The following is an 18951-nucleotide window of genomic DNA, read 5'->3' on the forward strand; positions in this document are numbered from 1 at the left end:
CGCGACTCCCCCCGGGATATTTCAGGCCAGAAGAAGCAGCGGGCGCTTCTCCGGGCGTGGCGTTCAGAACCCCGGCTTGCCGGGATACCAGTCGGTGCCGGCGAGGGGCACCTGCGCCATGGCGGCGGCTTCCATGGTCAGTGCACAGAGATCCTCGGGCTCGAGATTGTGCACGTGGCTCTTGCCGCAGGCGCGGGCCAGCGTCTGGCACTCGAGGGTGAGCACGTTGAGATAGTTGCGCAGACGACGCCCGGCCTCGATCGGATCGAGCCGCGCCATCAGCTCGGGATCCTGGGTGGTGATGCCCGCCGGGTCGCGGCCCTCGTGCCAGTCGTCATAGGCGCCGGTGGTGGAGCCGAGCTTCTGGTACTCGGCCTCCCACTTGGGATCGTTGTCGCCGAGCGCGACCAGCGCGGCGGTGCCGATGGAGACCGCATCTGCCCCCAGTGCCAGCGCCTTGGCGACATCGGCGCCGGTGCGGATGCCGCCCGAGACCACCAGCTGCACCTTGCGGTGCATGCCGAGATCCTGCAGCGCCTTCACCGCCGGCCGAATGCAGGCCAGCGTCGGCTGGCCGACATGCTCGATGAACACGTCCTGCGTGGCCGCGGTGCCGCCCTGCATGCCGTCGAGCACGATCACGTCGGCCCCGGCCTTCACCGAAAGCGCCACATCGTAATAGGGACGCGCGCCGCCGACCTTGATGTAGATCGGCTTTTCCCAGTTGGTGATCTCGCGCAGCTCGAGGATCTTGATCTCGAGATCGTCGGGGCCGGTCCAGTCCGGGTGACGGCAGGCGGAGCGCTGGTCGATGCCCTGCGGCAGGTCGCGCATACCGGCGACGCGCTCGGTGATCTTCTGGCCCAGCAGCATGCCGCCACCGCCCGGCTTGGCGCCCTGCCCCACCACCACCTCGATGGCGTCGGCGCGGCGCAGGTCGTCGGGGTTCATGCCGTAGCGCGACGGCAGGTACTGGTAGACCAGCTTTTCCGAATGGCCGCGCTCTTCCTCGGTCATGCCGCCGTCGCCGGTGGTGGTCGAGGTGCCGGCCAGGGTGGCGCCGCGCCCGAGCGCCTCTTTCGCGGGACCGGAGAGCGAGCCGAAAGACATGCCGGCGATGGTGATCGGGATCTTCAGCTCGATCGGCTTCTTGGCGAAGCGGGTGCCGAGGGTGACGCCGGTCTCGCATTTCTCGCGGTAGCCCTCGAGCGGGTAGCGCGACATCGAGGCGCCGAGGAACAGCAGGTCGTCGAAATGCGGCACCCGGCGCTTGGCGCCACCGCCGCGGATGTCGTAGATGCCGGTCTGGGCGGCGCGGCGGATCTCGGAATTCGTCTCGTTCGAGAAGGTCCAGGACTGGCGCGGCATGGTTTGGGGCGTGTCTTTCATCGGGCCGTCCTCAGTATTCGTCTGCGTGGTCGATGTTGAAGTTGTAGAGCTTGCGGGCCGAGCCGTAGCGTTTGAACTCTTCGGGCTTGGCATCGGCGCCGGCCTTGTCGAGCAGGTCCCTCAGGATCTCGAGATGCTCCGGGCGCATCTCCTTCTCGATGCAGTCGGCGCCCAGCGACCTGACCGAGCCGCGCACGAAGAGCCGCGCCTCGTAGAGGCTGTCGCCCAGCGCATCGCCGGCATCGCCCAGCACCACGAGGTTGCCCTTCTGCGCCATGAAGGCCGACATGTGGCCGATATTGCCATGCACCACGATGTCGATGCCCTTCATCGAGATGCCGCAGCGGGATGAGGCGTTGCCCTTGATCACCAGCAGCCCACCATGGCCGGTGGCGCCGGCATATTGCGAGGCGTCGCCCTCGACGATCACTGTGCCGCTCATCATATTCTCGGCGGCACCCGGGCCGACCGAGCCTTCCACATGCACGGTGGCAAGCTTGTTCATGCCGGCGCAGTAATAGCCGGTGGAGCCCTTCACGGTGACCTCGATCTCGGCGTCGAGCCCGACGGCCACCGCATGGCTGCCGCGCGGGTTGCGGATCTCGAACTGGGTGTAGTTGGTCGCGGGCGCGCCCTGCAGGGCGGCGTTGACCTCGCGCAGCTCGATTTCGGCCATGTCGAGGGTCTGCAGGTCGGTGGTGGCGGCGGTTGCGGTTGCGGTCATCGCTCAGCGCTCCCAGAAATAGACGGTGGCGGGCTCGGGCTCCCAGACGCGGGCGGCCTCGATGCCGGGCAGGTTGGCGAAGGCGCGGTATTCCGAACCGAAGGCGACGTAATCGTCGGTCTCGGCCATCACCGCGGGCTTGCAGGCGATCGGGTCACGGACCACGCCGAAGCCGGTCTTGGTGCCCATCACGAAGGTGAAGAAGCCATCAAGATCGTCGAGCGTGCCTTCCAGCGCCTCGCCGAGATTGGCCCCTTCGGCAATCCGCGAGGAGATGTAGCAGGCGGCGACCTCGGTGTCGTTCTCGGTGCGCGGGGCAAAGCCCTTCTCGGTCAGGATGCGGCGCATCTGGTTGTGGTTCGAGAGCGAGCCGTTATGCACCAGGCACTGGTCCTCGTCGGTCGAGAACGGGTGCGCGCCAAGCGTGGTAACGGCGCTTTCGGTGGCCATGCGGGTATGGCCGATGCCGTGGCTTCCGCCCATGGCGCGGAGGTTGAAGCGGTCGGCCACGTCCTTGGGCAGGCCGATCTCCTTGTAGATCTCCATCGCCTCGCCAAGGCCCATGATGCGCAGGCCGCGCGCCTCGAGAAAGGCAATGGCAGCGTCACGGGTGCCCTCGGGCAGGGTCAGCACCGCGTGGGTGTCGACGGCCTTCATCGTGACGGGGCTGCCCAGCGCCTCGCCCAGCGCGGTGTCGAGCCCGGCGAAATCGCTCTCGGGGGTGTCGGACTGCACCGTCACCTTCAGACCGTCGCTGTCATCGCCGTAGATCGCGATGCCGGCCGAGTCGGGGCCGCGGTCGGTCATGGTGATGAGCATGTCCGTCAGCATGTCGCCCAGTTTCGGGCGGAGGTCGTCCTTCTTGAGGAACAGGCCAACAATGCCACACATGGTTTTCTCCGTTGGTGATCCGGGCGCTGGGCGCCCGTGGTGTCTGGAGATTGGATAGCGCCCCCGCTGAGTTTACTTCAAGGAAAAAAACTTCACTCAGGGAAAAGTCGCTGAATCCCACGGTCTGACGCTGTGTGAATGCCGGGATTCTGTGCAGAGGGGGCGCTTTGAGCGGCTGACAGAGAGGGGGCATAGAGCAGCTGGATGCCGCCAAGAGCCGAAACATCGGGCACCCGCCGCGCATCGCCGGACCGCGGGATGGCGATCTCAGCGATGATGCTCTCGATTTATCCCCGCCACGTTCGAAGACTCTCAACACGTGGCGCCCGGGCCTCACCAAATCGCCGGCCCGGGGGGCGGTCCGGTGATGCACGGCGGCCTGCGGCGTTGAATCCGCGCGGGCGAGGTTCAAACAGCATACGCGCCCCTCTTGGAGAGGTCCGCCGCAGCCAGTGTATGTGCCAGAAAGCCGGGGGCCTGGCCCGCCCCCTACCGCGCCTGCGGGTAGGTGATGATCGACAGGTAGCGCGCCGGAAGCTCGACCAGCCCCTCCGGCCCATGCGGAGCATCGGAATCGAACAGCAGCGAGTCGCCCGGCTCAAGCAGGTAGCGCTGATCGCCGTGGCGATAATCGAGCACGCCCTCGAGCATGTAGATCAGCTCGATCCCCTCGTGCTGGAAGGCCGGGAAGCGGTCGCTGTCGCTGTCCAGCGTGATCAGGTAGGGCTCGACCACCACGCCCGAGTTGTTCGAGCCGATATGGCCCAGCAGGTTGTACTGGTGGCCCGCCCGCGTGCCCGCACGCTCGATCTCGACCCCCTGCCCCGCCTTCACATGCATCGCCCCGCGGGGCTCTTCGAAGCCCGAGAACAGCTGCACCAGCGGCACCCGCAGAGCGTTGGCCAGCGCCTGCAACGTGTTGAGCGAGGGCGAGATCACCCCGTTCTCGATCTTCGACAGCATCCCCACCGAAAGCCCGGTCTGCTGCGCCAGCTCCGAACCCGTCATGCGCTGGCGCTTGCGCAGGTCGCGGACCTGACGGCCGATGGCGACCTCTAGGTTCTTCTCGCGCTGCTCGCGGACCGCGTGCGGGTTCTGGGTGAGCTTCGACTGCGAGCCGTTCTTCATGCGTTTTCCATTTCCGGTCGGGGTGTCCCGTGGTGCAGGTCCGGGCAGGTTCATGTCAAGCCTCCCGTCCGAGAGGGCAGACCGCGCCCGCCGGGCGCGCAGATCGGGAGAGACCGGAAATGGATCTTCATTCACACCTCAGCTTGCGAAACAGCTCTTGTAGAGCGGCAGGATGTTCTCCGGCGTCAGCGCCACCGGGTTGCAGGCCGCCGTCGGGTCCTTCAGGGCAGATGCGCAGAGCGCGTCGAAATCCGGATCGCTGACGCCGAGCGCATCAAGCGTCTTGGGGATGTCGAGCGCGGTGAGCAGATCCTCGATGAAGAGCAGGAAGGCGTCGAACGAGGGCTCGAGCCCGAGATAGGCGGCGGCGCGGGCGATCTTGTCCTCGATGGCGGGGCGGTTGAAGCGCAGCACCGGCAACATGACGACGCCGTTGGTGGTGCCGTGATGGGTGTCGTGATGGGCGCCGATCGGGTGGCTCAGCGAGTGGATGGCGCCAAGCCCCTTCTGGAAGGCGGTGGCGCCAGCGGCGGCGGCGGTCATCATCTGGGCCCGGGCCTCTAGATCGCTGCCATCCTTGTAGGCGCGCAGCAGGTATTCCTTGCACAGCCGCATCCCCTCGAGCGCGACGCCGTCCGACATCGGCGCGTAGGCCGGGGCGCAATAGGCCTCGATGCAATGGGCCAGCGCGTCCACCCCGGTGCCGGCGGTGATGAAGGGCGGCATGCCCACGGTCAGCTCGGGATCGCAGATCACCTGCGCCGGCATCATCCTGGGGTGGAAGATGATCTTCTTCTCGTGGGTCTCGGAATTGGTCAGCACCGCCGCGCGCCCGACCTCCGAGCCGGTGCCGGCGGTGGTCGGCACGGCGATGATCGGAGCAATGGCGGAGGCATCGGCGCGGGTCCACCAGTCGCCCACATCCTCGAATTCCCAGACCGGGCGGCTCTGGCCCGCCATGAAGGCGATGAGCTTGCCGAGATCGAGCCCCGAGCCGCCGCCGAAGGCGATGACGCCGTCATGCCGCCCCTGCTTGAACGCCACGCATCCCACGCCGAGATTGCGCTCGTTGGGGTTGGGATCGACATCGGCGAAGAGGTCGCAGTAGAGTCCCGAGCGCTTGAGGATGTCGAGCGCCTGCGCCGTGATCGGCAGGTCGGCGAGGCCGCGGTCGGTCACCAGGAGCGGCTTGGAGATACCTGCGGCGCGGCAGGCCTCGGCCAGCTCGGCAATGCGCCCGGCGCCAAAGCGTATCGGATTCGGCCAGGACCAGTTGGCGGAGAAAGTCATAGTCAGTCGTCCTTCGTTCAGTCGGGCATCCAGCCCTGTATTCAGCGAGGCATTCAGCCGAGACGCGGGAAATCCGCTCAGGATTTCAAACGCGTATGCTTGGGATCGTAAAGGGGCGCGAGGCTCACCTTGCAGGGAACACGCTCGGTCGCGACCTCAAGCTCGTACTGCCCCGACAGGATCCAGTCACGCGTCACGCCTTGCGGGTTCTTCAGGTAGCCCATGCCGATGGCCTGCCCCAGCGTGTGGCCATAGCCGCCCGAGCTCAGGTAGCCCACGCGCTCGCCGTTGCGGAAAATGGTCTCGCGGCCCAGCAGGATGACCTCCGGGTCGGCGGTGAAGGTGGCGAGCCGCTTGCTGACGCCCGCCGCCTTCTGCGCGGCGATTGCGGCGCGGCCCCGGAACGCGCCCGTGTCGAGCTTCACCGCAAAGTCCAGCCCCGCTTCGAGCGGCGTGCTGTCAGGGCCGATATCGCCGCCCCAGGCGCGGTAGCCCTTCTCGAGCCGCAGGGTCTCGATGGCGCGGTAGCCCGCATCCACCAGCCCGTGAGAGGCCCCCGCCATGTGCAGCGCGTCATAGACCGTGGCGGCGTATTCCACCGGCAAGTGCAGCTCCCAGCCAAGCTCGCCCACGTAGGAGACCCGCAGAGCCCAGACCGGCGCGCCGGCGATGGCGATCCTGGCGGCACTGCCGAAGGGCAGCGCCGCATTCGACACATCGGCGCGGGTGACGCGGGCGAGAATGTCGCGCGCCTTGGGTCCCATCAGCGACAGCACCGCGTAGCCCGAGGTCACGTCGCTGAGCCGGGCATTGGCGCCCTCGGGGATGCCGCGCCGGATCCAGTCGAAATCGCGGGTGGCAAAGCCGGTGCCGGTGACGATGTAGAAGCTCTCCTCCGCCAGACGCGCGACGGTAAGATCGGCCTCAATGCCCCCGTGATCGTTGAGCATCTGGGTATAGGTCAGGCGGCCCACCGGGCCGCTCATGTCGTTGGCGGCGATCTCCTGCAGCACCGCCTCGGCATCCGGCCCCTCGAGCATGAACTTGGCAAAGCTGGTCTGGTCGATCAGCACCGCTGCCTCGCGCGCCGCCCTGTGCTCGCGCGCCACCGCCTCGAACCAGTTGGGCCGGCCATAGGTGTAGATGTCGCCCGCGTGCTCGCCAGGCGCGGCGAACCAGTTGGGCCGCTCCCAGCCCATCTTCTCGCCGAACACCGCGCCGCGCGCCTTGAGCCGATCATAGAGCGGCGAGCGGCGGCCGGGCCGTCCGCTGTCGTGCTCCTCGGAGGGCCAGGCCATGGTGTAGTGCTTGCCATAGGCCTCGATGGTCCGGGTGCGCACCCAGTCGGTATCGAAATGCGGCCGCCCGAAGCGGCGGATATCCACGGGCCAGAGATCGAAGGGCGGCTCACCCTTGGCGACCCATTCCGCCAGCGCCATGCCAGCGCCGCCGCCCGAGGCGATGCCGAAGGCGTTGAAGCCTGCGCCGACGAAAAAGCCCTTCTGCTCGGGCGCCTCGCCGAGGATGAAATTGCCGTCGGGCGTAAAGCTCTCCGGTCCGTTGGTCAGCGTCTTGATGCCCGCCGTCTCGAGCGCCGGGACGCGGCCCAGCGCCAGCTCCATGATCTGCTCGAAATGGTCGAAATCGCTGTCGAGCAGCGTGTAGTGGAAGCCCTCGGGAATACCGCTGATCGCCCAGGGCTTCGGATTGGGTTCGTAGCCGCCCATGACCAGCCCGCCGACCTCTTCCTTCCAGTAGGTCAGCCGATCCGGGTCGCGCAGGGTCGGCAGGTCGCGGGTGACGCCATCGATCGGCTCGGTCACCATGTACTGGTGCTCCATCGAGACAAGCGGCACGCTCACGCCGAGCGGCGCGGCAAACTCGCGGGTCCACTGGCCGCAGCAGGCGATGACGATGCCGGTCTTGATGAAACCGTGCTGCGTCTCGACCCCGGTGATGACGCCCTTCTCGCGCGCCACCGAGAGGACCGCGCAATCCTCGATGATCCGCGCGCCGGCCATGCGCGCGCCCTTGGCGAGCGAGAGCGTGATGTCGGAGGGGTTGGCCTGCCCGTCGGTCGGCAGATAGGCCGCACCCACCACGTCGCTCACATCCATCAGCGGCCAGAGCTCCCTGGCCTCCGACGGCGTCAGCAGCTGCATGTCGAGCCCGAAGCTGTGCGCCGTGGTGGCCTGCCGCTTGACCTCGGTCCAGCGCTCGGCGTTGCAGGCCAGCCGCAGCCCGCCATTGCGCTTCCAGCCGGTGGCCTGCCCGGTCTCCTGCTCGAGCGTGTCGTAGAGCCTGACCGAGTAGCCCAGAAGCTCGGTGATATTGGCCGAGCTGCGCAGCTGGCCCACGAGACCGGCGGCATGGAACGTGGTGCCGGAGGTCAGCTTGTGACGCTCGAGCAGCACCACCTCCCAGCCGAGCTTGGCGAGGTGATAGGCCGTCGAGCAGCCGATGATCCCGCCGCCGACGACGACCGCCTGCGCGGTTGTGGGAAAGTCGGTCATGCGCCCTCCTTCCAGGCGTCGAGCGCGGCGTTGAAGCGCGACAGGTTCTCTGCCGTGTAACCCGCGTAGTCGAAATCGATGTCCGAGCTGATCTCGGAGACCATGCTCCACATCGCCTCGCGCAGCAGCGAGGCGCATTTCATCGCACCGTAGCGCCGCAGGTAGGCGGGGTCGGGATCGTGGCCGTGATAGAGCCGCAGCATCTCGGCCTCGGCCTCGGGCGGCAGGCCCGCGTTGGAGGCCAGCCCGCCGAGATCGAACAGCGCCGAGTTGAAGCCGCCATATTCCCAGTCGACCAGCCAGAGCCGCCCGTCCTCGGCGCGCAGGATGTTCTGCGGCAGCAAGTCGTTATGGCCGAGCACCAGCCCGACCTTGCCGACCGCCTCTTCAAGCTCTCCGGCCTGCACCATCAGCCCCGGCAGCCGCGCGATGTGGGCTGAGCCGTTTTCCTCGAGCCAGGCGGCATAGCTCCGCAGCACGTGGAAAACCCAGAAGGTCAGCACCGGGCCGGCCACCTGCTGGCTGAGCTCGCGATGCACACGGCCCACCAGCGCCACCGCGTCATGCAGGGTGGCGGGGTCGTGCAGGTCGGCCTCGGCCAGCGCCTGCGAAGCGACGAAATCGGTGACCATGAGGCCCGGCTCGGCGTGGCGCAGCGCCGGCGAGATGCCGGCGGCGGCGGCGGCTTCGGTGAGCGCGCGCTCGTTCCAGCGCATCACCAAGTGTTCGGGGATGTCCTGACCGAGGCGCACCACGAAGTGCCGGCCCGCATCGGTGACCACGAAGTTGAGGTTGGTGATGCCGCCCGAGAGCGGCGCGATGGTCACCGGGCCGGACCAGAGATCCATCGCCCGGATGCGGTCTTCCGGGCTCATGCGCCGTAGTCTCCCTTCGCGCGCGATTTGGTCGGGTCGAAATGCGGAAACGGCACGACGCGGGCGGTGAGCCGCTTCTGATGCCCGTCGAGCTGGCCGATCTCAAGCTCGGTTCCGACATCGGTATAGGGCGCGTCGAGCCGCGCCAGCGCGATGGTCTTGCCGAGGGTCGGCGAGCGCGTGCCGGAGGTCACCACGCCGACCTGCACCCGCCCCAGCCGCACGCAATCGCCATGGGCGGGCACGGTGGTGGCGTCGATCTCGAGGCCCACCAACTTGCGCTGCGGATGCGCCTTGCGCTCCTCGAGCGCGGCGCGGCCCGAGAAATCGGCCTGCTTCGACTTCAGCGGCACGGTAAAGCCGATGCCCGCCTCGAACGGATCGGTCTGGTCGTCGAACTCGTGCCCGGCAAAGGCCAGCCCGCTCTCGATGCGCAGCATGTCGAGCGCGGCAAGGCCCAGCGGCTTCAGCCCATAGGGCTGCCCCGCCTCCCAGATCGCTTCGAACACTTCGCCCGCGTCCTTGGGGTGGCAGAAGATCTCGTAGCCCAGCTCGCCGGTATAGCCGGTGCGCGAGATCATCACCGGTGTGCCCTGGAAATCGCCCAGCCGCGCCACGGTGAAGCGGAACCAGCCAAGCTCGTCGATGCTGGATCGGTCGGGCGCGGTCCAGAACAGCTGCGACAGGATCGTCTGCGCGTGCCGCCCCTGCAGCGCCACGTTGCAGAGCTGGTCCGTGGAGCTGCGCACATGGGCATCAAGCCCCAGCCGCTCGGCCTCCTCGCGCATGAACATGCCAGAGCCGTCGCAGCCGCCGATCCAGCGGAAATTGTGCTCGCCCAGCCGGAACACCGTGCCGTCGTCGATCATGCCGCCATGCGTGGCGCAGACGGCGGTGTAGACCACCTGCCCCACCGCGAGCTTCTCCATGTTGCGGGTGACGCAGTGGTTCAGAAGTGTCTCGGCATCCGGCCCGGTGACCTCGAACTTGCGCAGCGGCGACAGGTCCATGATCGCGACCTTCTCGCGGCAGGCCCAGTATTCGCCGAGCGTGCCCTCGCCGGGGAAGCTGTTGGGCAGCCAATAGCCGTTATACTCCACGAAATCGCGGGTGAGCTTGGCGAAGCTGGCATGAAAGCCCGTCTCCTTCGTGTGCTCCACGTCGTCCTCCGGTCTCTTCCGCCAGCCGATCGAGCGGCGGAAGTCTTCGCCCGCGCCATAGGTGCGGAGCTGAATGTCTGTTGGGTTCCAGCCATTGGCCGGGTCGATATCGTCGGGGCACGCGGTCGAGACGCAGACCAGATCGGTCAGCGCCCGCAGCAGCACGAAATCGCCGGGGCGCGACCACGGCTCCTCGGTGATGATGTTGTGCTCGGCGTCGATCAGCGTGTTGAAGAAGAAGTTGATCGCGGGCCAGCCGGCGCGCGGGCGCACGCCATAGGGGGCGAGCTGGGCGTTGATGTTGTCGGTGCAGTTGACGTGGCCGAAATAGCCCATGTCGTCGTAGTAGCGGCGGGTGCAGGCCAGTCCGAAGGTGTCGTGCCTGCCGCAGGTGTCCTGCACGATCTCGACCAGTGGCTCGAAATCCACATTCCAGTATTTCGCCGCCAGCCCCGGCCTGGGATAGATCGTGCCGGTCTGCGAGCGCGTCGCGGTGGGGTCGATCTCGCGGGTGAGCCCGGCATCGAGCGAGCGCGCCGAGAAGGCCTGGAAGTCCGAGCACTCGCGCCCCTGCACGTCGAGGATCTGGATGAAGCCGCCTCTGGGCACGGTGTAGACATGCGCCTCGCCGGGGCGGATGTTCTGGTCGATCAGCGGATCGGCCAGCGGGTCGGGCGCGCGGTGGGCGCCCTTGAAATCGCGCAGGTCGGCGCGGCGGATCCACAGCAGCAGGTCGGTCGGGGTGTCCTGCGCCTCGGGCGCCATCGGGCCGCCGGGCGCGGCGACGATCAGCAGCCCGTCGCCCTGCGCGGTGAACTCCGCGCTGTCGCCGGGGCGCGAGCCCTCGGCAAAGAGCCGCACCGCCCGCGCCTTGCCCAGATCGAAGCCCGCCGCCGCAAGCGCACGTGCCACCCCCTGCCCCGAGCGGCTGGTGAGCAGAGTCGACTTGAGCCCCTGCGGCCCGACCGAGCCTTTGGCCCCGATCAGCCCCGGATCGCCGACACCCGCCGGCGTGAAGGCCACCAGCTCGGCCACCTGCCCGCCCTCGCGGTCCTGCACGGTGATCTCGTCGCCGGCACGGATCTCGACCGCGCGCGAGCCGCCCGCCGGCACCGGATGACGCTCCACGCCCCTTGGCAGGGTCAGGCCGGGAGTGATCACCCCGGCCCGCGCCTCGCGGCTCTCGAAGGCAAGGCCCATGGCTTACTCGGCCGCCTTCGGCGCCTGAAGGTAGGCCTCGAGACTGTCATCCAACGCGTGGCGCCACGGCGTGTGATGCGGCGGGGCGATGGTGCCGGTGATCGGCGAGACATAGCCATTGTCGCGGAACGACATGATCGCCTTCTTCTTGTGCTTCTTCCACTCGAAGAACGCCTGGTTGGCGCCCTCGACGTCAAAGGAGGGATAATCGGTCTCGGCGATCAGCTCCTTCACGTAGTCCCCCTGGTATACGATGGCGTCGTGGTCGCTGTCATAGGCATCCTCGTCGGCCTGCCGCTTCTGCCAGTCGGCCTCCATCGCCACCCCGTCAGGCAGCGCGATCTTTCCGAGGATGGCGTCGCGCACCCACCAGGCCTGCGCGTCGAACATGTTGAAGGTGAACCACTGGTCCTGCATCCCGAGATAGAACATCTTCGGGTTCGGCACGTAGACCACGCCCTTGTAGAGATCGCTCGCCGCCAGCCGGTTCGCGGTCTTGAGGCGCAGGTCGTCGGGCAGGAACGGGAAGTGATGCTTGTAGCCGGTGCAGAGGATGATCGCGTCGACGGTCTTCTCCGTGCCGTCCTTGAAATAGGCGGTCTTGCCCTCGACCCGCTCGAGCGCCGGCACCTCTTTCCAGTTATCGGGCCAGTCATAGCCCATGGGCGCGGTGCGATGCGCCACGGTCACCGAGGCGCAGCCGTATTTCCAGCATTGCGAGCCGATGTCCTCGGCCGAGTAGGAGGTGCCGAGGATGAGGATGTCCTTGCCCTCGAACTCGCGCGCGTCGCGGAAATCATGGGCGTGCAGGATGCGGCCGTTGAAGCTCTCGAAGCCGGGATAATAGGGCACGTTGGGGAAGGAGAAGTGCCCCGAGGCGACAATGACGTGGTCGAACTCTTCGCAGCTCTCGGTGTCGGTCTCGCCATTGCGGGCTGTGACGGTGAACTTGCCCGTGCCCTCGTCATAGGAGACATCGCGCACCACGGTGGAGAACTGGATCCAGTCGCGCACGCCAGCCTTCTTCACCCGGCCTTCGATATAGTCGAAGAGCACGGCACGCGGCGGGTAGCTGGCAATCGGCTTGCCGAAATGCTCGTCGAAGGAATAGTCGGCGAATTCCAGACCTTCCTTGGGTCCGTTCGACCACAGGTAACGGTACATCGAGCCATGCACCGGGTTGCCGTACTCGTCGACGCCGGTGCGCCAGTCATAGCGCCAGAGCCCGCCCCAGTCGGGCTGCTTCTCGTAGCAGACGATCTCGGGAATCGCCTCGCCCTTCTCCTTGGCGGACTGGAAGGCCCGAAGCTGGGCCAGACCCGACGGGCCGGCGCCGATCACGCAAATCTTCATGTCCCTGTTCTCCCTTTGGGCAAGTTTTCCTCATGGTTTCGAATATTCACTCTCGCGCAATAAATTTTCTTGTGGGTTCAGCGCACGGATGGGAATTTGACCGGGACCCGAGGCGCTCTGCCCAAGGATGAGGCAGCGCCCGGAGCCCCCCTTGCACGCTGCGCCGGAGCCCGGCGCCGGCGTGGTTCGATGACGCTGTACAACACTTCACGCCGCCCTCGGCGGCACGGCACGGAGACAAGAGCATGAGCGCGGAACTGACCCCTTACGAGATCTTCGAGGCAGGCCCCGTGCATCTGCAATGCGGCATCACCCTGCCCGATGCCAAGCTCGCCTATGCCACCTATGGCCGGCTCAACGCGGCGCTCGACAACGTGGTGGTCTACCCCACGCGCTATGGCGGCAGCCATGCGGACAACGAATTCCTGATCGGCCCGGGAATGGCGCTCGATCCGGAGAAATACTTCATCATCGTGCCCAACATGCTGGGCAATGGCGTCTCCTCCTCGCCGTCGAACACGCCGGTGCCGCTGGCCGGGCCGGATTTCCCGCTTATCACCCAGTATGACAACGTCATGCTGCAGGAGCGGCTCCTGCGCGAGGTGTTCGGCATCACCAAGGTGCGGCTCGCCTGCGGCTGGTCGATGGGCGGGCAGCAGGCCTATCACTGGGCGGCGCTGTTCCCTGACAAGGTCGAAGCGATGGCCTGCTTCTGCGGGCAGGCGATCACCGCCGGGCACACCTACGTGTTCCTCGAGGGGGTGAAGCACGCGCTGATCACCGATCCGGCCTGGATGCAGGGGCGCTACAAGGAGCCGCCGTGGCGCGGTCTGACCGCCAAGGGCCGGGTCTGGGCCGGCTGGGTGCTGAGCCAGGAATGGTTCCGCGAGGAGCTTTGGCGCGGCATGGGCTATGTCAGCGTCGAGGACTACCTCAAGAACGTCTGGGACGCGATGTATTACGGGCTCGACGCCAATGACATGCTCTCGCTGATCGCCACGTGGCAGGCCTGCGACATCTCGGCCAACCCCTTGTACAATGGCGACCGCGAGGCGGCGCTGAAGGCGATCACCGCGAAGTCCATCGTCCTGCCCTGCCGGACGGATTTCTATTTCCCGCCCGAGGACAACGCCCGCGAGGTGGCGGTGATGCCCGATGCCGAACTGCGGGTGATCGACTCGGTCTGGGGGCACTATGCGGGCGGCGGCCGCAACCAGCCCGACACCGACGCGATCGACGCCGCCCTGCGCGAGCTTCTGGCATGAGCTGGGACGTCATCGTCGTCGGCGCCGGCAGCGCAGGCTGCGCCGTGGCCGAGCGCCTCTCGCGCGATCCCGCCTGCCGGGCGCTGCTGCTCGAGGCCGGACCGCCCGGGCGCCACCCGTTCATCTCGATGCCGGCTGGCGTGGCCAAGGCCATCGCCTCGCCTCGCTTCAACTGGCACTTCGAAACCGTGCCGCAGGCCCATATGGATGGCCGCAGGCTTTACGTGCCGCGCGGCAAGGTTCTGGGCGGCTCGTCCGCGATCAACGCCATGGTCTGGGTCACCGGCCACGCCTCGGATTACGACCACTGGGCAGCCTCGGGCTGCGACGGCTGGTCCTGGGCCGAGGTGAAGCCGGTGCTCGACGAGGTCACCCGGGTCATGGCCCCGATGATCCCCGAGAGCGGGCCCGCCTACGATGCCTTTGTCGAGGCCGGGGGCCAGATGGGCTATCACGTGCATCAGGCCATCGAGGGTCAGGCCGAGGGCTTCGGGCTGTTCCGGGTCAACGTCAAGGACGGCAAGCGCCACAGCACCGCCCGCGCCTATCTGGGGCGCGCCAGGGGCCGCGCGAATCTCGAGGTGAAGACAGGCATCGAGGTGCTGCGCCTGACCGGCGACGGCGCCCGCATCGACGGGCTTCTGGTGATGACACCCTCGGGCGAGGAGGTGCTCTCCGCCGGGCACGTGGTGCTCTGCGCCGGCGCCATCGGCACGCCGCACCTGCTGCTGCACGCGGGCATTGGCCCTGCGGCGCAGCTGCGCCCGCTGGGCATCCCGGTCCGCGCCGATCTTCCGGGTGTGGGCGAGAACCTGCACGATCACCTCGAGGTCAAGGTCAAGCACCGCATGACCGAGCCGCTGTCGCTCTGGGATCATGCGAAGTTTCCCAACAACCTCGCCGTGGGCGCGCAATGGCTCTTTACCGGCAGGGGCGTGGGCACCCAGCAGGGGCTCGAGGCCGGCGCGTTCCTGCGGCTCGGGGCGGGCGACGGCGCGCCGGACACGCAGCTGCATTTCATCAACGCGCTGGCTTTCGACGGGGCGACGGCGGAGGATCGCGGCCATGGCTTCGCCATCGACGTGACCCAGCTCCAGCCCGAGAGCCGGGGCCGGCTGACCATCGCCTCGAACAACCCGCGCGAGCGGCCCCTGATCGACCCGAATTACCTGGCGGAAGAGGCCGACCGCGTGGCGCTGCGCGAGGGGCTGAAGATGCTGCGCGAACTCTGCAAGCAGCCGGCCATGGCGGCGTTCACCGGCGAAGAGCTGCGACCCGGGCCGTCCGTCACCAGCGACGCCGCGCTCGACGCGGTGGTGCGGGCGACGGCGGATTCGATCTATCACCCGGTGGGCACGGCCAAGATGGGCACGGATGCGCGCGCAGTGGTCGATCCTGCGACGATGGGGGTGCATGGGGTGGCAGGGCTGTCGGTGGCCGATGCCTCGGTGATGCCGCGCATCGTCGGCGGCAACACCAACGCGCCGTCCATCGTGATCGGGGCGCTGGGAGCGGAGAAGATTGCGTGGGGGTTGTGAGCTTGGCTCTTTGCCGGAGCCACACGTAGGCGCAACGACCGGACCTCTGCAGGCGCGGGACAAGGCCGAAGGCCGCCGCGCCCATCGCCGGCCCGCCCGGACGGGCTGGCGATTTGGTGAAGCTTGGTGCCTCGTGTCGAGGTCCTTCGGATTTGGCCGGGATAAATCGAGAGGATCAACGGTCCGATCGCCATCCCACGGGCCGGCGATCGGCGCGGCGGCGTCGCTGTTCGACACGATCACTATCGGAGGGGCGGTCTGAGGCCGTCAGCCCGCGCCAAAGCGGAGATCGGACGAAGAGCCCGGAACGCGAAAAGGGCCCGTCACTGACGAGCCCTTCCGAAGCATGACACGAACCAGCCCCTACCGCGCCGAAAACGTGATCGGCAGCGAGATCGGCCCGGTATTGCCGCTGTCGGCGAGCCAGGTCGCCCCCTCGCCCACCACCGGCGCGCCCATCCGCGCCGAGAGCACCCGGTAGGCCACCGCCATGTCGTTGCGCGCCACGAGGTTGCCGAGGCAATGGTGCACGCCGCCGCCAAAGCCGAAATTGCGCGCCCGCTTGGCGGTGATGTCGAATGCCGCCTCGCCCATGACCTGCGGGTCGGTGCCGGCGCTCTCGGAGTAGAGATGCAGCACCGTGCCCTTGGGGATGGTGATGCCGCCATACTCGAAATCCTCGATCGCCTCGCGCGACACCCAAGTGATCGTCGGGCGCATCCGCATGACCTCGGTCGCCGCCGCCATGTCGAGCGAGGGATCGGCGGCCAACGCCTCCCACTGCCCGGGATGGTTCGCGAACATCGACATGCCGAGGCCCAGCTGGTTGCGCGTGGTGTCGACGCCGGCGAAGGCCAGCATCAGCGCGAGGTTCCACAGTTCCTCGTGGCTCAGCCGGTCGCCCTCTTCGCGCGCCTGCACCATGATCGACAGGATGTCCTCGCCTGGATCGGTCTCGCGCGCTTTCAGCACCTCGCTGATGTAATCGCCAAGCTCCACCGTGGCCGCCTCGATCTCGGAGACGAGGTTGGGGAAGTTCACCCCCAGCGCCAGCCCCATCGTGGCCGAGGTGCGCAGGATGAACGGCGCCTCGCTCTCGGGCAGGCCGAGCAGCAGGCAGAGCACCCGCGCGGCATAGGGATCGGCGAACTCGGCCATGAAATCGCAGCCGCCTTTGTCGATGAACCCGTCCGCCAGATCATTGGCGATGCGTTCGAACTCGGGCATCAGCGCCTTGACCACCTTCGGCGAAAACGCCGGGTTCACGAGCTTGCGCAGGCGCCAGTGATCGTCGCCCTCGGTGACCAGGATCGACTTGTTCCACCAGTCCGCAAACACGCCCTCGGTCACCCCGTTCAGCGCCGGCCAGGCATGGCTGCCCTGGATCAGCGACTTGTGGGTGAGCAACTGGCCCATCTCCTGATGGCGCAGCACCGCCAGCCCGTAAGGCGTGCGGGCATACCAGCTCTTTGCGCGGGCCTCCCGCACCGGCTCGGACCGGAGCGAGAAGGCCGGGTTCGCGACGTCGAGAAAGGGCGCGTCGGGAAATTGGGCCTCGAGGCTCATGGCAGGCACTCCATGTAGGTGTCCTTGTCCCAATCGGTGACGGTGGACATGAAGCGCGCCCACTCATCCGATTTGTACTCATGGTACAGGCGATACATCTCGCCCGGAAGCCCGCGCTGCACGACCTCGTCGTTTTCCAGATGCGCCAGCGCCTCGCCGAGCGACATCGGCAGTTTCTTGACCTTCTTGCCCTGCGCCATGGCGTCGTAGATGTTGCGCTCTTCCGGGGCGCCGGGATCGAGATCGTTGTCGAGCCCGTCATCCATCGCCGCGAGCAGCGCCGAGCCCATGAGGTACGGGTTCACCATCGAGTCGACCGAGCGGTACTCGAAGCGGCCCGGTGCCGAGACGCGCAGGCCCGTGGTGCGGTTCTGGAAGCCCCAGTCCGAGAACACCGGCGCCCAGAAGCCGGTGTCCCAGAGCCGGCGGTAGGAGTTCACCGTCGAGGCGCCGATGGCGGTCAGCGCCTGCAGGTGGTGCACCACGCCACCGATCGCCTTGAGGCCGGTCTTGCCGGGCATCTGCGGATCATCCGTATCCGGCATGAAGGTGTTGTCGCCACCCGAGACATACATGTAGTTCTCAAGGCTGCCCGGCAGGCTCTCGGGATCGTTGCCGGTGCGCTTGAACACGTCCTCGCCCGCGGTCCAGAGCGACATGTTGTGGTGGCATCCGCTCGCCGAGACGCCCATGAACGGCTTCGTCATGAAGCAGGCAAAGATACCGTGCTCGCGCGCCACCTGCGCGCAGAGCTGGCGGTAGGTGGTCAGACGGTCGGCATTGCGCAGCACGTCGTCGAAGGTCCAGTTCAACTCGAGCTGGCCCGGTGCGTCCTCGTGGTCGCCCTGGATCATGTCGAGCCCCATCTTGCGGGCATAGCGGATCACCTGCATCGACACCGGGCGCAGGCTCTCGAACTGGTCGATATGATAGCAGTAGGGCTTCGACATGCCGTCGGTCGGCTTGCCGTTCTCATCGTATTTCAGCCACATCATCTCGGGCTCGGTGCCCATACGCAGCTGCAGACCGTGCTTCTTCTGGAACGCCTCGTGCATGCGGCGCAGGTTGCCGCGGCAATCGGCGGTCAGGTAGGCGCCGGGATCGACCTTTTCCTCGCGGTTGCGGAACAGGGTGCAGTACATGCGGCCGATCTCGGGCGCCCAGGGCAGCTGCATGAAGGTCTCGGGCTCGGGGATGCCGACCAGCTCGGCGGCCTCGGGACCGTAGCCCATGTAATCGCCGGCGCGGTTGGTGAACAGGTTGACCGTGGCACCGTAGACCAGCTGGAAGCCCTTCTTGGCGACGCTCTCCCAATGGTCGGCGGGAATGCCCTTGCCCATGATCTTGCCGGTGACCGACACGAACTGGAGATAGAGGTACTCGATGCCCAGCGCGTCGATCTTCTCGCGCACCGCCTTGATCTTCTCGTCGCGGCCAGGTTCCTCGACGAAGCGTTCGATATCCATGAAGTCCATCCCTGCAGTTTTGTGTTTTTCGAGGCCAAGACAGCCCGACCGACTCACCTCCTGTCCAGTGAAACTTATTACTCAGGGGAAATTTTTATTCGCCGGGGTGGAATCGCCTGCGGAAATGGCAGGCGATGTTCACAGCCTGCTCAAGCGGCAGGCACGACTTTGTGAAAACCGCCTCTGAATAGACAAAGATGGGAATCCCCAAGGCTTCAGGGGACGGCGCGTTTTGCCGTCAGGAAACTTTATTCACTCTGAGTGCAGGGGCGAAAAAGCCCTGATAATAACATCCGCAATGGGGAACCAAGGACAATGGAACAGGAACTTGCCGCGCTGACAGAGCGGTTGGCGGCTCTGGAGAGCGCCTCCGCGATGTCGGGCACGATCAATTCGGAAATCTTCTACTGGTGGTGTACGGCACTGATGATCGCCATTCACGCCGGCTTCCTTGCCTACGAGATGGGCGCGAGCCGGGTGAAGAACGTGCTGGCGTCGGGGATCAAGAACATCCTCGCCTTCGCCTTCATGGTGCCGACCTTCTACTTCTTCGGCTGGTACATCTACCTCGCCTTCTACAACGGCCTGATCCC

13 protein-coding genes and 1 pseudogene are annotated in these 18951 nt (G+C 66.8%); 3 read left to right on the plus strand and 11 right to left on the minus strand.

The genetic code is table 11. The annotated features are described in order from the left end of the window. Nucleotides 1–63 precede the first annotated feature (63 nt). The 9 genes from R2601_RS00365 to R2601_RS00405 form a co-directional block, all read right to left on the minus strand. Complete coding sequence (locus tag R2601_RS00365; protein WP_040544182.1) at nt 64–1389, minus strand: FMN-binding glutamate synthase family protein; 1326 nt, start codon at nt 1387–1389, stop codon at nt 64–66. Nucleotides 1390–1399: 10 nt separating this feature from the next. Continuing rightward, nucleotides 1400–2065: a GltB/FmdC/FwdC-like GXGXG domain-containing protein gene (locus R2601_RS00370; RefSeq protein ID WP_375360178.1), complete on the minus strand. Its 666-nt coding sequence runs from the start codon at nt 2063–2065 to the stop codon at nt 1400–1402. A gap of 51 nt (nt 2066–2116) precedes the next feature. After that, nucleotides 2117–3004, minus strand: coding sequence for a class II glutamine amidotransferase (locus R2601_RS00375; protein WP_007791877.1), 888 nt, complete (start codon nt 3002–3004; stop codon nt 2117–2119). A 489-nt stretch (nt 3005–3493) separates the two neighbouring features. Next, nucleotides 3494–4132, minus strand: coding sequence for a helix-turn-helix domain-containing protein (locus R2601_RS00380; protein WP_007791880.1), 639 nt, complete (start codon nt 4130–4132; stop codon nt 3494–3496). Nucleotides 4133–4270: 138 nt separating this feature from the next. Further along, nucleotides 4271–5422 (minus strand): iron-containing alcohol dehydrogenase, encoded by a 1152-nt coding sequence (locus R2601_RS00385; RefSeq protein WP_007791882.1) that lies wholly within the window; start codon nt 5420–5422, stop codon nt 4271–4273. A gap of 77 nt (nt 5423–5499) precedes the next feature. Continuing rightward, nucleotides 5500–7935, minus strand: coding sequence for a GcvT family protein (locus tag R2601_RS00390; RefSeq protein ID WP_007791884.1), 2436 nt, complete (start codon nt 7933–7935; stop codon nt 5500–5502). Next, nucleotides 7932–8810 (minus strand): choline/ethanolamine kinase family protein, encoded by an 879-nt coding sequence (locus R2601_RS00395; RefSeq protein ID WP_007791887.1) that lies wholly within the window; start codon nt 8808–8810, stop codon nt 7932–7934. The genes R2601_RS00390 and R2601_RS00395 overlap by 4 nt, the downstream gene beginning before the upstream one ends. Further along, on the minus strand, nt 8807–11170 hold the full coding sequence (locus R2601_RS00400; protein ID WP_007791889.1) for a trimethylamine N-oxide demethylase: 2364 nt from the start codon (nt 11168–11170) through the stop codon (nt 8807–8809). Before R2601_RS00400 ends, R2601_RS00395 begins: the two co-directional genes overlap by 4 nt. A 3-nt stretch (nt 11171–11173) precedes the next feature. Further along, nucleotides 11174–12523 carry a trimethylamine monooxygenase gene (locus R2601_RS00405; protein WP_007791892.1) on the minus strand — a complete coding sequence of 450 codons (1350 nt, stop codon included), beginning with the start codon at nt 12521–12523 and terminating at the stop codon, nt 11174–11176. Between the two features lie 245 nt (nt 12524–12768). Here R2601_RS00405 and R2601_RS00410 point away from each other — a divergent pair, with 245 nt between their 5' ends. Continuing rightward, a complete protein-coding gene (locus R2601_RS00410; protein WP_007791894.1) occupies nt 12769–13788 on the plus strand; it encodes an alpha/beta fold hydrolase in 1020 nt (339 codons plus the stop codon). Next, nucleotides 13785–15326 carry a GMC family oxidoreductase gene (locus R2601_RS00415; protein WP_007791896.1) on the plus strand — a complete coding sequence of 514 codons (1542 nt, stop codon included), beginning with the start codon at nt 13785–13787 and terminating at the stop codon, nt 15324–15326. The genes R2601_RS00410 and R2601_RS00415 overlap by 4 nt, the downstream gene beginning before the upstream one ends. A gap of 363 nt (nt 15327–15689) precedes the next feature. Here R2601_RS00415 and R2601_RS00420 read toward each other — a convergent pair whose 3' ends face one another. Both R2601_RS00420 and R2601_RS00425 read right to left on the minus strand, forming a co-directional pair. Next, complete coding sequence (locus R2601_RS00420; protein WP_007791899.1) at nt 15690–16892, minus strand: cytochrome P450; 1203 nt, start codon at nt 16890–16892, stop codon at nt 15690–15692. Further along, the gene (locus tag R2601_RS00425; protein ID WP_254656021.1) at nt 16889–18358 is read right to left on the minus strand and encodes a glutamine synthetase family protein; all 1470 of its coding nucleotides are present in this window, start codon (nt 18356–18358) and stop codon (nt 16889–16891) included. The genes R2601_RS00420 and R2601_RS00425 overlap by 4 nt, the downstream gene beginning before the upstream one ends. A 315-nt stretch (nt 18359–18673) precedes the next feature. Between R2601_RS00425 and R2601_RS26865 the strand changes: the two are divergent. Further along, nucleotides 18674–18951: pseudogene (locus R2601_RS26865) on the plus strand (ammonium transporter); the annotation flags it as partial.

This window comes from Salipiger bermudensis HTCC2601 (assembly GCF_000153725.1).
In the GTDB taxonomy this organism is placed as follows: domain Bacteria; phylum Pseudomonadota; class Alphaproteobacteria; order Rhodobacterales; family Rhodobacteraceae; genus Salipiger; species Salipiger bermudensis.